Origin of the sequence: Bacillus sp. PAMC26543, assembly GCF_014250375.1 — a bacterium.
GTDB classification, from domain to species: domain Bacteria; phylum Bacillota; class Bacilli; order Bacillales; family Bacillaceae; genus Bacillus; species Bacillus halotolerans.
The window spans coordinates 3,916,863-3,931,499 of the sequence record NZ_CP060193.1; the positions used below are offsets into that span (position 1 = coordinate 3,916,863).

A 14,637-nucleotide genomic window follows, 5' to 3' on the forward strand; every position below is an offset into this window, starting at 1 on the left:
TTTCCAACATGCCATTTACATCCGTTTTCTAACATAAAAGCTGTTACTGCTTGTTCATAAGGAGGAAGAAAAGATGAGAAAAAATAGATTACTAGCTTTGGTTCTGCTATCTTTTGGTTTGCTGTCGTTTATGGTTACACCAGTTTCAGCAGCCTCAAAAGGAAACCTGCTGTCTCCTGACCGTATCCTGACAGTCGCGCACAGAGGGGCTTCCGCATATGTGCCTGAGCACACGATCCTATCTTACGAAACCGCTCAGAAAATGAAAGCCGATTATATTGAGTTGGATTTACAGATGACAAAAGACGGGCAACTCATTGTTATGCACGATGAAAAACTGGACCGCACCACAAACGGCACGGGCTGGGTGAAGGATCATACGCTCGCGGAGATTAAGAAACTTGATGCCGGCTCTTGGTTTAATGAAGCTTACCCGGCAAAAGCGAAGCCGCAGTACGCCGGCCTTAAAGTTCCTACATTAGAAGAGGTATTAAACCGTTTTGGCAAACATGCGAACTATTACATTGAAACAAAATCGCCTGACACCTATCCAGGCATGGAGGAAAAACTGATCGCTTCCTTACAGAAGCATAAACTGCTAAGCAAGCATTCCAAGCGCGGCCAAGTGATCATCCAATCGTTCAGCAAAGAAAGCCTGTTAAAAATTCATCAATTACAGCCTAACCTGCCGACTGTTCAATTGATGGAAGCAAAGCAGATAGCTTCAATGACAGATGCTGATTTGGAGGAAATCAAAACCTACGCTGTCGGCGCAGGTCCGGATTATAAAGCGTTGAATGCAGAAAATGTCCGCATGATCCGCAGCCACGGTCTGCTTTTGCATCCTTACACAGTCAATACAGAAGCAGATATGCGCCGCCTGCTGGACTGGGGAGTGACAGGAGTGTTCACCAACTATCCTGACCTTTTCCACAAAGTAAAAAAGGGTTATTAAAAGAAAAAACCTTGCGCCCACAGCGCAAGGTTTTTCTTCATTTATTCTTTTCCCGCAGCAGCTTCTGACTGTGCGCTTACCAGCTGGCTATTAATCTCCTTCGCATCTTTCAAATACTCTGTCTTGAATCCGCTCTTCAGCGCCCACACATAGAAACCGAGCGATACAAAGGCAATCAAGGCCATATCCCAGCCATACGTAATGACGTTCAGACCGCCGAATTTGTCACTGCCCAAATAGGAAATCATCATCATGACAAGCAGGTAAAACACCATCCATATGCCACCTTTAAAGTTTTGGCCAAATCCTTTCCATTTCGCCTTGGCCTGGTAATAGAAATAAATCGGAAGTCCGATCAAAATAATAAACAGAACCTGCCCTGTTAACGGCCAGCGCGCCCAATACAGCACGAGCGACGCAAAGATAAATCCAAGCGGCGCAATCACGCTTAAGCCTTTTAATCGAAGAGGCCTGTACAAATCCTTCCCTGTCCGTCTCAATGTCATCACTGTAACCGGGCCGGTGATATAAGAAATTAACGTGGCTACAGAAATAATTTCCGCTAACACACCCCACCCCCTGAACAGGAACAAAAAGATAAACGAAACAATCAAGTTAAAAAACATCGCTTGGCGCGGAACGCCGTAAATCGGATGAAGCTTGCCAAACACGCTCGGCATGTATTTGTTCTTCTCCATTCCGTAAATCATGCGGGAAGTCGTCGCCGTATACGTAATACCTGTTCCGGAAGGTGACACAAAAGCATCCGCATATAATACGATGACAAGCCAGTTAATATTTAATGCAATCGCCAAATCAGCAAAAGGAGAATTAAAATTAAGATGGCTCCAGCCGTGAGCGATATCAGACGGATTCACCGCTCCTATGAAAGCAATCTGCAGCAGCACATAAATGACTGTTGCAACTAACAGAGAACCGACAACCGCAATCGGGATCGATTTCCCAGGATTTTTGGCTTCTCCCGCCATATTGATCGGGCTTTGAAATCCGTTAAACGCAAACACGATACCAGAAGTTGCAACCGCAGTCAGAACACTTGCCCAGCCATTCGGTGCAATGCTTTGGCCCGCTGTAAAGTTTTCTCCATGAAATCCGACAAAGAGCAAAGCGCCAATTGTCAGTCCTGGAATAATGATTTTAAAAATTGTAATTAATGAATTCGCTTTCGAAAACAAATTGACTGTCCAGTAGTTCAGCAGAAAATAAATCAGAAGCAAAACAGAAGCGAACACCAATCCTTCTCCTGTCAGCGTTCCGTTTTTCACCAAACCGCTTGTCCATTTCGCCCATTCCCATGGCCACGAACTCATATATTGAACAGAGGCTACAGCTTCAACAGGAATAACGGATACAATTGCAATCCAGTTGGCCCAGCCTGCAATAAATCCGATAAACGAACCGTGTGAATATTGCGTATATTTCACCATTCCTCCTGCCTCAGGGAACATAGAACCTAATTCACTGTAAGAAAGAGCAATAAATAAAATAACAATCATGCCGATAACCCATGAAATAATAGCAGCAGGCCCCGCAATTTGGGCAGCGCGCCACGCCCCAAATAACCAGCCTGACCCGATCATCGACCCGAGCCCGACCATCATAAGGGCAAACGTTCCCATTCTTCGATGTAACTGATTCATATCGTAAACACCTTTCATGTATGATGACATTCTGTTGCTAAGTTATATTATTATTCTGATTACTTTACTTTGTCAATATTTATCGAATGATAACTAAAATAATAAAAAATCAATGTATCTCGCCTTCCAATATAGGAATTTAGTAACTAGCTTCACCCAAAATAGAATTTACTGTAAAACAATTGATAAAATACACAGAGGTTTAGCCTTAAGCAGAACGGGAATGATACAGGAAACATTATTTTTAAAATAGAAAGGAGTTATTACCATGAAACAAAAGCTGTTACTTTCCGGTCTCGCTGTTTCAACTGTCGGCATCACTTCTTATCTATTAAAAGACCCGTCAAACCGCCAAAAGGCAAGAGAATTCATTCACAGCATGAAAATGAAGATAACAAAACAACCGGACATGGAAACGTTCCCAGTCGATAAAGCCGGTCACCCGCACCCGCATGACATTGAGGACAACAAAATGGTATCCGAAGGCTCCATGTATCCTGTTCAATACTACGATGAAAAAAAGAAGTAATCAAAAAGCTCTCTTCGAAAAGGAAGAGAGCTTTTATATTTAGCTTTTCCGTCTAATGCTGCTCATCACAAAACCGCTTTCAGGCAATGACGGCATTCTGGCAAGACTGTAATGCAGCGATTGTGTTGGCACGTCATATTCAACCTGATTCACGAGAAAATCCAGGCTCGCTTTCATCACTTCAATGGTAATCCCTTCCCCCGGACAGCGGTGGCCCTTCTCCGCGTTGCCCCCGCCTTGAGGGATGAAATCAAACGGATTGTCCTCCCGCTCTTTAAATCGCTCAGGCCGGAACTCATCAGGCTTGTCCCACATACGGGGATCATGATTCGTTCCATACACATCAAGCAGCACTGATGCACCCTTTTTAAACTCACAATCATTCCATATAAAATCTTTTTTGACAACGGCTCCTAAAAACGGTCCGAACGGATAAAATCTGCGCACCTCCTGCACAAACATTTCTCTTTCCTGACTGCCTCCAGAACGAAGCCATTCCTTATACTTCGGGTGTTCATGCAGCGCCAACGCTGAAAACGAAATAAAGTAAGCTATCGCTATAATCGGACGCAGCACATTAATGAGCTCGATGGCTGCCATGCGGGCATCAAGCCGGCTCCCATTCTCTTGCGTATAAAAAGCCATTTCATGCAGCGCTGAACCATTTTCAGTTTTCAGCCTGCCGCCGCGGACCTCTTCAATCATTTTTTCAATCCACTCTTCTGTTCGGGGTCTCGCTCTTCTTCCCTTCCAATGCCGCGGTCCCACAGCACCGAACGCGTCTACCATGTCGATGAAATCGTCCGCTCTCTCTTTCACTTCCGTTTCCTTCAGCGGAACACCCGCCCAATAGCAAGCCACCCGGCATAAGATTTCTTTTGCTTCATCAAACAACACAACCTGATCCGCCATTTCCCATCTTGTAACAGCCGCTTCCCACTGCTCTGTCATCAGCTCAGCCAGCCGTTTTTGATGGGGCGGTGTCATTAATGACAGAAAAAGCAGCTTCCGATGAATATGAGCGTCGCCATCCATTGTCTGGATTGCATTGACGCCAAACAGCGATTTCTGCACTCGTTTCGGGAGAGCACCCTGCCGCTGAAACCGTTCGGTATCATAAAATACCTTCGCAGCCTCCGCGCCGCTCATACAAATAAATGTTTTTCCAAGCAAGCGTGCCTGGAACAAATCCGAATGGTAATGCTCTTTTCTATTCTTTATAAACAAATATCCTTCCCGCATCAAAGCCACACTGTTATCGAGGCTTTTGTCATGTGGAATCTGCTCATTCATCCCGCAACCCTGCCTTCCTTTTTTACTTCTGTTTTCACGTTATCTCACGAAGATAAACCCCATTACAGTATTTGTCTCCAAGCATTTTTTCATTACTTTTAAAGGTAGAAAAGCAGAAATGGAGAAAAGATAGATGATCAAAACAAAGGGGAGATCAAAGTGAAGAAATGGATATATGCTTTTCTTGTGCTCGTCATTGCCGTGACAGGAGGTTTGTCCGTTCATGCAAAAGCGCCCGCCAATGAAACAAAAAAACACCTGAATGTCAGCCGAATGGATGTGGATAAGGAGTTCAAGGATACTGACGGAACCTTCATCCTTCATGATCTAGAAAAGGATAAGACATTTGTCTACAACAAGGAACGGGCCAACAAAAGACAAACTCCTCAATCTACCTTTAAAGTGACCAATGCCATAATCGGCTTGCAGGTAAAAGCCGTCCGGGATGAATATGATGTCAAACGCTGGGATGGCGTCAAACGCGAATTCGAATCATGGAACCGCGACCATACACTTGGCTCAGCCATGCGGGAATCTGCCATCTGGTATTACCAGGCATTAGCGAGGGACATCGGCGAGGAAAGAATGAAAACATGGCTTCATACCCTGTCATACGGAAACGAAGATATCAGCGGCGGAATCGACCAGTTTTGGCTGCAAAGCTCTCTGACAATTTCTCCGTTGGAACAAGAAGCCTTTATGGAGAAGCTTTACAAAGAGAATCTCCCGTTTGACAAAACGGTCATGAAAACGGTCAAACGCATGATGATTCAAGAAGAAGGAGATCATTATACGCTTTACGGTAAAACCGGAACCCGCCTGACAGACATGGGATTAGGATGGTTTGTCGGATTCATCAAAACAGAGCACGGCTCCTATACGTTTGTCACAAATGTTGATGACTCCGGTACAACAGCCAAAAACATCACAATTGATATTCTAAAAAAATATGGCCTGATCACTTCATAAATGAATGAGCCCTGCAAACGTACAGGGCTCTTAAATGTCATGCTCAAAGCAATAATGATTCACAAGCTCTTCAATCAAATCATGACCCGGGTAATTTCCGTTAAACTCGAATTCAATTTCTTCAACAAATTCTCCATGATGATACACGTGGATCGCCCCATTTTGCCGGACGACACTAAACTCCGGCTGAAACGTATATCCGCTTCGTTCAATCGCACCCAATTTCATTCCCGCCTTTCTCAAAGCAGTAATTCATACACCTCATTTAATTCCTTGGCCCGTTTTTGATCCTGTTCGTCTTGGGCATACTTAATTTCCTTTTCCAGCACCTGATTCAAATATGACATCTCATCGTCATCCAAATCCTTTACAAACTCCTCTTCATTGGCATAGCGCTTCGCCAGCATCTTCTTGCAAATCCGCAGACAGACTTCGTTTTCAAGATGATTTGAAAGTGATTCGCGCAAATAACCGAGTGTAACATCCATAGTATAAGCACCTTTCCTTTGCGTTCTATATCCTATAGGTTGCTGAAATGAGAAAAATCCATACGTAAAAAATGAAAAAAGAGACATCAATCAATGTCTCTTTTTCCTGTATTATTCAGCTGCTTGATTTCTTTTTGTAAGATCCGCCTGCACGCGCTTCCCAATTCCAAAAGCATAATAACTGATGACCACAAGAGCTAAGAAAATAACCCCTACAATTAAAGATATCCGAGTATCATCATTAAACCACATGCCGACAAGAACCATCAGCAAGAAAGCAATCGTCAAATAATTTGTGAAAGGTGCAAACGGCATTTTGAACGGATGTTTATCTAACGCCGCGCCCTTCGCTTTTCTGAATCCGAGGTGGCTGATCAAAATGATAAACCAAGGAATCATCCCCGGCAGCACGCTTGCGCTGTATACATAAACGAAAATCTTCGGCGGCGCAACATAGTTCAGCACAACGCCGACAGCTAATCCGATCAGCACCGCGATTGTGCCATACAGCGGCACACCATTGCGAGAAATCTTCGCAAAGAATTTCGGTGCCTGTCCATTGACACCTAATGTATAAAGCATACGTCCCGCGCTGAATATCCCGCTGTTGCAGCCTGACATCGCCGCCGTGATAACGACAAAGTTAATAATGCCAGCCGCTGCTGTAATTCCAACTTTAGAAAACGTAGACACAAACGGGCTTCCAAGTGAATTCAGCTCATCCCAAGGATATACCGTCACGATCACAAAAATAGCACCGATATAGAAAATCAAAATACGCCAGATAATGCTTTGAATCGCGTTGCGCAGCGTGTTTTGCGGGTCCTTTGCTTCTCCGGCAGTAATCCCGATCAGCTCAACCCCTTGATAAGCCGCAATAACCAGAGACAATGCAAAGAAAAATCCTGAGAAACCGCCCGCAAAGAAGCCTCCGTGAGACCACAGATTAGACAAACCGATAGCATCTCCGCCGTTGCCAAAGCCAAAGAAGATAATCCCGATTCCGGCAATAATCATTAAGATAATCGTCACGATTTTAATCATCGCAAACCAAAACTCAAACTCGCCGAACGACTTAACAGAAATTAAGTTCGCCGCACCGAGAATTGCCATAGCTACGATACCAGGTATCCAAGCAGGCAAATCCGGGAACCAATATTTCATATAAGAACCGACTGCGATAATTTCTGACATGCCGACGATAATCCACTGGAACCAGTTGCTCCACGCCGTCATATAACCAGCAAGGGGATGAATGTATTTATGGCCGAATGTTGCAAAAGAACCGGTACTCGGCTCCACATACAGCATTTCACCCATTGCACGCATGATAAAAAAGATAAAAATTCCGCAAATCGCATAAGCCAGAAGGACAGAAGGGCCAGTCCATGAAATCGTGCTGGCAGAACCCATAAATAAACCAACACCGATCGTACCGCCCAAGGCAATCATCTGAATATGACGTGCGCTCAAACCCCTCTTCAATTCTTTATTTTCCACTCCGCTTCCTCCTCTTAAAAACGAATACATGTACAGCTCAACCGAAATAGGATCAAGGCCGGCCAGCCTCCAAAACGTTCTTCATTTCTTATTAAGCTGCAAATATCAGAAAATTCAATCATAAAATTGTTAGATAATCTCCAAAATTACTTATTTCATCATAATAAATTTCTCTGGAAAATACAATTGTTTTTTTCGGGTAAACACTTTCATTCAATGGGTTTGATCTATCACTTTAATTAAAATCTTTTATATGAATATAATGAAATCATGACAATATTGAAAACGATGCATGATACAGCTGCTTTCATGAGATGGGCATAAAAAAATAAGCTGTTCACGATGAACAGCTTACCTAATAATTCACGCCGGTTTGACGTTTTAATGTTTCAAGCCACTCTGTATCACCTGTCCCATAGCCCTTGCTTTGCCCCAAATCTCTCAAAGACCCATTCCTGTAGCCAATTGACAGAATGAAATCAGGGATGGCATCATACCCGATTTTCGCAATGTTACTGAGCTGTGAACCATAGTGAGATATAGCATAGGAAGCAGTTTGTTTTTGCATAGGATCATTCTCAAGTTTTTCTTTATATACCTCTAATAGATCTCGTCCGTCAGGTGTGATGTATCGGCCATCGACAACTTCTAAATCCTTCAAATGGTAGCCTGTGACTTCGTACATCTCACGAACTGCTTGGTACTTTTGATACGCCGCTTCGGAATATTGTGCTGAATCGCTGGTCTGGCTTTTCAAGATATGTAAAAACAGCTCTTTGCTGTTGTCTCCAGATTGCAGCAATCGCTCAATTTGACCGATGAGCTCCTTGTCGTCTGTTCCGCTCACCTTTACCTTATAATCGATGGGTGTAATGGTAAACGTAAGTTCTGTACCCGCCGGGATTTGAATATGGTTCCGATTCAGGAGCACTTGAAGCTGTTGGTTAACTTGGCTTCGCTGGAACACCTTTGCATTCTCGGATTCCACTTCCCCATTAAACGTAAGATTGCGAAACGCTGCATCCTGGAGGTTATAGTTTTGCGCCTTTCCTTTGAATAGCCATTCTGTTTCATTATCGTAAGCAGCCTGTCTTTCTGCAGCTGACAGATCACTTCTGAAATAAGGAGACTTCGAATTTTGATACTTATCCTTTATATAACCTAAAGGATCGGACTTCGTTTTGTTTATCGCATTCAGCCGACTGTACTTTTCATCTAGAATTTTGATTCGGATATCGCTCTCAGATTCATAAGGATTATTGGATCGAATCACAGCTTCTTCCCCTGTGTCTTTCACTGTTCGGTCATTTGCTGATTGAAACATTTTGCTGAAAGTCCCGTTGTTCCCCGCTACACTGGTTTTTGAGTAATTGAGCTGATCGATTCCCTTCTCAGAGGGCCGTGTCTCAAGCCGGCTGTATGCCTTTTCCAGCACCTCTGCAGATGTACTCCTGCCTTTATCAGCCGAAACCTTTTTTGTGATATTCTGTGCCATGAGCTGGGTGCGGATATATTGACGATTCAGACGCATTCGATTCCCTCCTGAATAATTCTCTCCTCTCTATTTATCGGCAAATCTCTTGTATATATTAACCTCTTAAAACATTTATTTACACTTGAAACTTTATTATGTATGATGGAAAAAAAAGGAGGTTTTCTCATGGCTAAAAAATGGATCATTCAATTCGCTCTCATGCTGTCAGTTCTATTTACTTGTACTTATTCTGCTTCCGCAGCCGGAATCACTGCCATTACAGGGAACAATTCATTTGATACAGCAGTCCCAATCGGATATTGGAAATATAAGAATATAGACACAACGATACTGGAAGCCGGACAAGATGAAGCCTATTTCACATTTACAGCCAATAAGGGAGAAAAAGTATACGTAAGAAGTACATACCAGAGTGCGTACACAGGGATGAAAATTGAAATTTACGATAAGAACAGAGTACCTGTTTCGCAAGGCACAGAAGTCATTAATCCTAATACATTTTCTTCTTTTATTTATGCAAACGCCGACGCCCAAAACACCACTGATACATTCTATGTGAAAGTGTCCCGCGGCACCTATACTGGAAACATGTATTTCACACTTTCAATTGAAGACCGGATCAAATCCGGCAGCGGAACGTTCCAATTCAGCGGCGTGGCTGAAAATAAAGGAAATACAAACCTTAGCCCCTCAGGTTCTGACTCCAGCGTCATCAAGCTTGACTTAACAAACCAATCAGGAATTCCTCGTGATGCCACTGTAACAAGAGTCCAAACAACCGCTACTCAAACACCAAGCCAGGGAAATACACGACATATCATCATGACGAGTGAAAACAGCGAATGGCGCCGTGCTCTTGTGAATAGCTCAACTTCGGGATCTTATGATATATCCTTAACAGACCAACTCAGTGTGGCAAAGGTATGGAGTTTTAAATACAATACATTAGCGACTGCGAAATCAACGATGAGTAATGTAAAGGCAAAAATAGATTATCAATACGATGTCACAAAGCAGTTTTAATGTCATACTGAGCTGGCTCAGATTCCATGATCCGGCTCTTTTTTATGCTAAGCTTCCATAGAATAGACTTAGCCCAAGATGCAATTGTTTTGATAAACTATAATCAGTACAACCAAGGGAAGTGCATTGCAAATGGCATTAAAACAGTTAAAAAAGCTATTATTTGACCGCCCACTGAAGAACGGCGTCATACTGAACAACCAATACAAAATCGAAGAATGCCTCGGCATGGGCGGCTACGGCTTGGTTTATGTGTGCACCGATATCCATACGCAAACACCGTACGTCTTAAAACAGCTCCGTCCGACAAAAGCCAAAAAACAAAAGGAAAGAGTCCGATTTCAGCAGGAAATTGGTCTGCTCAAAAGCATCAGCCACCCGCAAATCCCGGCCTTCATAGAAGACTTCAGCTTAGACGGACAAGCCTGCTATGTCATGCAGCTGGTCGAGGGCGATAATATAGAGGAATTGTTATTTTTTCAAAAACAGCCGTTTAGAGAGCTGATGGCATTACAGCTGATGTCTCAGCTGCTGGACATTGTAGAATACCTGCATGAACGTCTCATTTTTCACACTGACATCAGAACGCCAAACATTATGATGAATCACGGTAACGTATATCTTATCGATTTCGGCCTTGCCAAACAGTTATCTCATGAAGAAGATGAGGAATTAAAGCTCAGAAAGCAGGATGACTTCTTCGATCTCGGAGAAACCCTGTTGTTCCTGCTGTACTCTCAATATAAAGGGAAAAAGAAGAAAAACGCCACTTGGCTGGAGGAATTAACGCTGACAAAAGAAGTAACGCTGCTGCTGAAAAAATTATTGGGCATTGATGAAGAGTATCAGCACACGGCTTCCATTCGCGAAGACCTGAAGCGTGCGATTCAATCAGTGACATAAAAAAACCCTTGTCCCAATGCGGAACAAGAACTTTTTTTGCGATTAACTGCTGCTGTAGCTCCGGCGTTTGTAGCGGTGGCTGCCGCCATAACGATCGTAATGTCTTCTTCTGCCAGAACTGCTGCTGTAGCTCCGGTAATGGCGGCGCCGGCTGCTGCTGTAGTGCCGGTGTCTGCGATGGCGATCACTCGAGCTGCTAGAGAGGTACTTGATCGTTTTGATGATTTTTTTAAACATATGCTGTTCACCCCTTTTCTGCTTCCTATTATATATAATTGTTCGGTAGAAAGAAAAACATAGCCCGATCACTTTTTTGAAAACAAAAACGCAGTCCCATTTTCATTTGTCTGCAGCTCATAGCTAATATGAAGCAACCGGCATATATCCTCAATAATCTTCAACCCAAGCCCGTTACTATCTTGATCTCTATCAAATCCAATGCCATCATCGCGAATCGAAACAGCGCCGTTTTCTATCGTGACTTCCAGCTTTTCAGCTTTCGAATGCTTTAGCGTATTTTGAAAAATGTTATCGAATAACCTTTGGATCCATAAACTGTTGCTCATCCATATCAAACTTTGGTCTGACGGCTTAAATTGCAATTCTATGCCATTGATACTGTATAAATAATCCCACTTTTTCACTGTGGTTTCTAATAGATCAGAAATATTGACTTCTTCATTTACAATATAAGAACTCTCTAACGTTTCGGCTGAGTAATGATTGAATTCATTCGTTAATTCCGCAATATATTCAATTTGCTGGTACAAAGATTCAAATGCGGTTTGATCCTGGCACTGGCTCTCCAAATAAAATAACTGCAGCCTGAGAGCTGTTAAAGGTGTATTGATATCATGCCTTAGTTTTTGCAGCAGCTCCTTTTTTATTTCCTCTCGCTGTCTTAGTTCCAGTTCCCGGTACGTTGTCCGTTCAATTAACAAGTTGACCGACTTGATCAATTCGCCAATTTCATCAGCGTGTTTCACTGCTATTTTATCGGGCACCTTTTGATCACTCGCCAGATGCCGAATGGTTTGATTCAATAGATTGATTTTACGCAGCAGAGAATGGATCGATTTTGAAAATAAAAAAGCTAACAATAAAAGTGATAATAAAAATACGGCCAGCATTACCGGATACGCAAAAGACCTGTGAAAGGGCATGCCATGATTGATCGGTTTAAACAGGCTGTCATAAATCACCGACATCAAAATGCTAACCGCCAGCAACAGTACAGGAACACTAATGACGGCCGTACATAATAACAGCTGATATTTTGTCTTTAGCTTCATTTCTTCACAACGGTATTCAGCCGATACCCTTCTCCATAGATATTTTCAATGATCTCACCCGCTACATCATTAATTTTCGCTCTGATTTTTTTAATGTGCACATTCACGATATTCGGATTTCTGTCTTCAAGCTGCCATAGATAATCAAAGAAATGTTCCTTTGTTAAAATATTGTTTCTGTTTTCATACAGATAAAAGAATATTTTCCGCTCAATCGCGGTAAACAGCACTTCATGGTGCAAACTCCCATTGAATACCTTTTTGGTGTCTGCATCAATATATAAATGTTTGATTTGTGTAAAGGTGCCATAATGATGATCAAGCATATTTTTCATTCTCAGCAGCAGTTCTCTCGGATCAAAAGGCTTTACCATATAATCCTCGCCAATTTTCAACCCTTGAAGCTTGCTGTCCATGTCATTGCGGGCGGACAGAAAAATAATAGGAAGGTTTAACCCTAAATCTTTAATTTTCTTAGACATTTGATACCCGTCCTCACCCGGCAGCATCACATCCATAATGACCAAATCCGCCTTCTGAATCACCGAAAGCACATCCGCTCCATCTGTTTTCCACATCACATGATATCCCTCACGCTGCAAAATCTTCTGCAGCAGATCACCAATCATGACATCGTCTTCCACGATTAAAATATGATAACCCTTCATCTTAGCGAACCTTTCTAATAAACTCCATGGAAAGTTTATATATTTGATCGGGCTGATATAAATAAATACTGTGTGTTCCCCTTAGTTCCTTTATATCGGCTGTATTAAATTGAGCCGCAAACGCTTCATAATCTTTTCGGTTTTGTATGGCATACTTTGAATTTCTATTTTGGTCAGAGACCGCATCTAAAATGAGGACGGGAGTTTCTTTTGGCGCCGGCAAATTTACTGATTTGCTGCCGTTTTGGTCAGACTGTAACAGCTCATGCTCCATATCAGCATTAAAAAATTGCTTAAAATTAATGGCTTTATAGATTTCTTTTTCTTCATCAGTTAAAAACGACTGCCGAATCACCTCAGAATTGTATACTGCGGAAGGCATAAATCGATGAAAACCGATCGAAGTCAACAGTTGGAACCCCCTCACTTTCAGTCTGTCAATCTCGCTCATTTTATGCGTGACATACTGCTGAGGCAATCCAATATCCATCGCAACAATCGCCTTAATTTCCTCAGGATATTTCTGCGCCCAATAAATCGCTTCAATCCCGGATATGGAATGAGGCATTAAAATATAAGGAGGCTTATTCCCGCTTTGCAGAAGCGCTTTTCTCGTCTGTTCTAATATTGTATCAATATCCCTGCCATCATCATACACGTCGCTGTAGCCATAGCCCCCACGATCCACTACAGCAATCTTGTTTTCTTTTGAAAACTTGCTGTACAACCCTTTCATCTCATAAGCAGGCGCCGCAATCCCTGAACCGGACATAAACACAAACGTATCCTTCCCGCTTCCCTCTTGATACACATTCATCTTTTTACCGTCAACATCGACTAATGTGCCTTTTTCTTTAAGGAGTGCTGCTTCCTGATTTAGCTGGTAATGGTGGTAGATAAAGACCGAGACGGCTGCAAGCAAAATCAAAGCACCTATGCTGCCAAAAAAGATTTTTACGACTTTCCATAACGTTTTCATATGATGCTCCTTTCCCGTGATACTGAAAGGATACGGTATGAAAATAAATAACTGATTAACTTTGGAACAGTTTTATTTTCATATTTGACTTTGCCCTTACGGAAAGGTGTACATTTGGAGCATGGCAGAACATTTGATGAATATACCCACTAATAAAAAAATATTTCATGATTAAAAAAACCTTCCTGCTTATAGGAAGGACCGTTTGCCATACATACTGACAAGAATGTCAAATCATTCTGTGATTGATTCAACCAGGGCAAATGAATTGGCCATTCTTTTATTATTTGTTCAGCTTTCATCCTTTCAATCCTCCTTATCTTTAAGCTGAAAAGCAATCAGCTTTCCTAATGCCTCTTCAGCCGCAAACGGAGCAACCATTCCTGAAGGATGTTCATGCTCATGTTTTAGGCATTCATACATCTTCGGTTCAATGTAAGAAGGATCGATCCATGCAATACACCAGGATGCCCAAAAACGAGATTGTCCTTCACTTTCTTGAGCGATTTTGATGACAAAGGGCAGACTGGCCTTCCCGATTCTCATAAGTGAAATGGCCGCAGCCATCCTTGTATCTTCGGCATGACTTTTTAATAAACATGACAGTTCCTCCGCTGCTTCACCCGCACCTTCCCCAAACTCGCCTAAAACGGCCGCCGCAATATTACGCAAAGAACCTTCCTCTTTTAAGGCCTCAACCAAAACAGGTATTGCATCTTGTCCTGATTTCTTTAGCTCCCCTATCGCTTGAACAATTGTGATCTCATTTGTATTCGCTAAATTCTGAACAGACAACGACAATTCATCACCATTTGATTTCATAAAAGAGCCCCTCTCTCGTTTGATAACAGATACTCAGCATATTTTCCACAAAGATATATC

16 protein-coding genes and 1 pseudogene are annotated in these 14,637 nt (G+C 42.5%); 5 read left to right on the forward strand and 12 right to left on the reverse strand.

What is annotated here, in order from left to right; all coding sequences use genetic code 11:
• Positions 1-73 precede the first annotated feature (73 nt).
• The gene (locus H7F27_RS19675) at positions 74-955 is read left to right on the forward strand and encodes a glycerophosphodiester phosphodiesterase (RefSeq protein ID WP_101860223.1); all 882 of its coding nucleotides are present in this window, start codon (positions 74-76) and stop codon (positions 953-955) included.
• Between the two features lie 41 nt (positions 956-996).
• Here H7F27_RS19675 and H7F27_RS19680 read toward each other — a convergent pair whose 3' ends face one another.
• Complete coding sequence (locus tag H7F27_RS19680; protein ID WP_024120052.1) at positions 997-2,616, reverse strand: glutamate/serine transporter AimA; 1,620 nt, start codon at positions 2,614-2,616, stop codon at positions 997-999.
• A gap of 268 nt (positions 2,617-2,884) precedes the next feature.
• Here H7F27_RS19680 and H7F27_RS19685 point away from each other — a divergent pair, with 268 nt between their 5' ends.
• Positions 2,885-3,145, forward strand: a complete 261-nt coding sequence (locus H7F27_RS19685) for a hypothetical protein (RefSeq protein WP_024120051.1) — start codon at positions 2,885-2,887, stop codon at positions 3,143-3,145.
• Between the two features lie 39 nt (positions 3,146-3,184).
• Here the strand turns inward: H7F27_RS19685 and H7F27_RS19690 are convergent, their stop codons facing one another.
• The gene (locus H7F27_RS19690) at positions 3,185-4,438 is read right to left on the reverse strand and encodes a CYP152 family fatty-acid peroxygenase CypC (protein WP_101860224.1); all 1,254 of its coding nucleotides are present in this window, start codon (positions 4,436-4,438) and stop codon (positions 3,185-3,187) included.
• A gap of 159 nt (positions 4,439-4,597) precedes the next feature.
• On the opposite strand from H7F27_RS19690, the gene blaOXA reads away from it, so the two are divergent.
• Positions 4,598-5,407 carry a class D beta-lactamase gene (gene blaOXA / locus H7F27_RS19695; RefSeq protein ID WP_101860225.1) on the forward strand — a complete coding sequence of 270 codons (810 nt, stop codon included), beginning with the start codon at positions 4,598-4,600 and terminating at the stop codon, positions 5,405-5,407.
• Positions 5,408-5,437: 30 nt separating this feature from the next.
• Here blaOXA and H7F27_RS19700 read toward each other — a convergent pair whose 3' ends face one another.
• The 4 genes from H7F27_RS19700 to H7F27_RS19715 form a co-directional block, all read right to left on the reverse strand.
• Complete coding sequence (locus H7F27_RS19700; protein WP_024120048.1) at positions 5,438-5,629, reverse strand: DUF5370 family protein; 192 nt, start codon at positions 5,627-5,629, stop codon at positions 5,438-5,440.
• Between the two features lie 17 nt (positions 5,630-5,646).
• Positions 5,647-5,895, reverse strand: coding sequence for a sigma-G-dependent sporulation-specific acid-soluble spore protein CsgA (locus H7F27_RS19705; RefSeq protein WP_010332841.1), 249 nt, complete (start codon positions 5,893-5,895; stop codon positions 5,647-5,649).
• 111 nt (positions 5,896-6,006) lie between these two features.
• Complete coding sequence (locus tag H7F27_RS19710; protein WP_024120047.1) at positions 6,007-7,395, reverse strand: amino acid permease; 1,389 nt, start codon at positions 7,393-7,395, stop codon at positions 6,007-6,009.
• Between the two features lie 355 nt (positions 7,396-7,750).
• Positions 7,751-8,926, reverse strand: a complete 1,176-nt coding sequence (locus H7F27_RS19715; protein WP_101860226.1) for a DUF4885 domain-containing protein — start codon at positions 8,924-8,926, stop codon at positions 7,751-7,753.
• Positions 8,927-9,055: 129 nt separating this feature from the next.
• Here H7F27_RS19715 and H7F27_RS19720 point away from each other — a divergent pair, with 129 nt between their 5' ends.
• Together H7F27_RS19720 and H7F27_RS19725 are read left to right on the forward strand one after the other, a co-directional pair.
• Entirely contained in the window at positions 9,056-9,913 is an 858-nt protein-coding gene (locus tag H7F27_RS19720; RefSeq protein ID WP_101860227.1) for a hypothetical protein, read from the forward strand.
• Positions 9,914-10,045: 132 nt separating this feature from the next.
• Positions 10,046-10,816: a serine/threonine-protein kinase gene (locus H7F27_RS19725; RefSeq protein WP_024120044.1), complete on the forward strand. Its 771-nt coding sequence runs from the start codon at positions 10,046-10,048 to the stop codon at positions 10,814-10,816.
• Here H7F27_RS19725 and H7F27_RS19730 read toward each other — a convergent pair.
• The 6 genes and pseudogenes from H7F27_RS19730 to H7F27_RS19755 form a co-directional block, all read right to left on the reverse strand.
• Complete coding sequence (locus H7F27_RS19730) at positions 10,801-11,064, reverse strand: hypothetical protein (protein ID WP_255238365.1); 264 nt, start codon at positions 11,062-11,064, stop codon at positions 10,801-10,803. The genes H7F27_RS19725 and H7F27_RS19730 overlap by 16 nt on opposite strands.
• Positions 11,065-11,121: 57 nt before the next feature.
• Positions 11,122-12,108 (reverse strand): two-component system sensor histidine kinase YbdK, encoded by a 987-nt coding sequence (locus H7F27_RS19735; protein WP_180948915.1) that lies wholly within the window; start codon positions 12,106-12,108, stop codon positions 11,122-11,124.
• The gene (locus tag H7F27_RS19740; protein ID WP_095714768.1) at positions 12,105-12,776 is read right to left on the reverse strand and encodes a two-component system response regulator YbdJ; all 672 of its coding nucleotides are present in this window, start codon (positions 12,774-12,776) and stop codon (positions 12,105-12,107) included. Before H7F27_RS19740 ends, H7F27_RS19735 begins: the two co-directional genes overlap by 4 nt.
• A gap of 1 nt (position 12,777) precedes the next feature.
• On the reverse strand, positions 12,778-13,755 hold the full coding sequence (locus tag H7F27_RS19745; protein ID WP_185848347.1) for an alpha/beta hydrolase: 978 nt from the start codon (positions 13,753-13,755) through the stop codon (positions 12,778-12,780).
• Between the two features lie 218 nt (positions 13,756-13,973).
• Positions 13,974-14,057 (reverse strand): annotated as a pseudogene (locus tag H7F27_RS19750) (TlpA family protein disulfide reductase); the annotation flags it as partial.
• 4 nt (positions 14,058-14,061) lie between these two features.
• The gene (locus tag H7F27_RS19755; RefSeq protein ID WP_101860228.1) at positions 14,062-14,577 is read right to left on the reverse strand and encodes a HEAT repeat domain-containing protein; all 516 of its coding nucleotides are present in this window, start codon (positions 14,575-14,577) and stop codon (positions 14,062-14,064) included.
• Positions 14,578-14,637 lie beyond the last annotated feature (60 nt).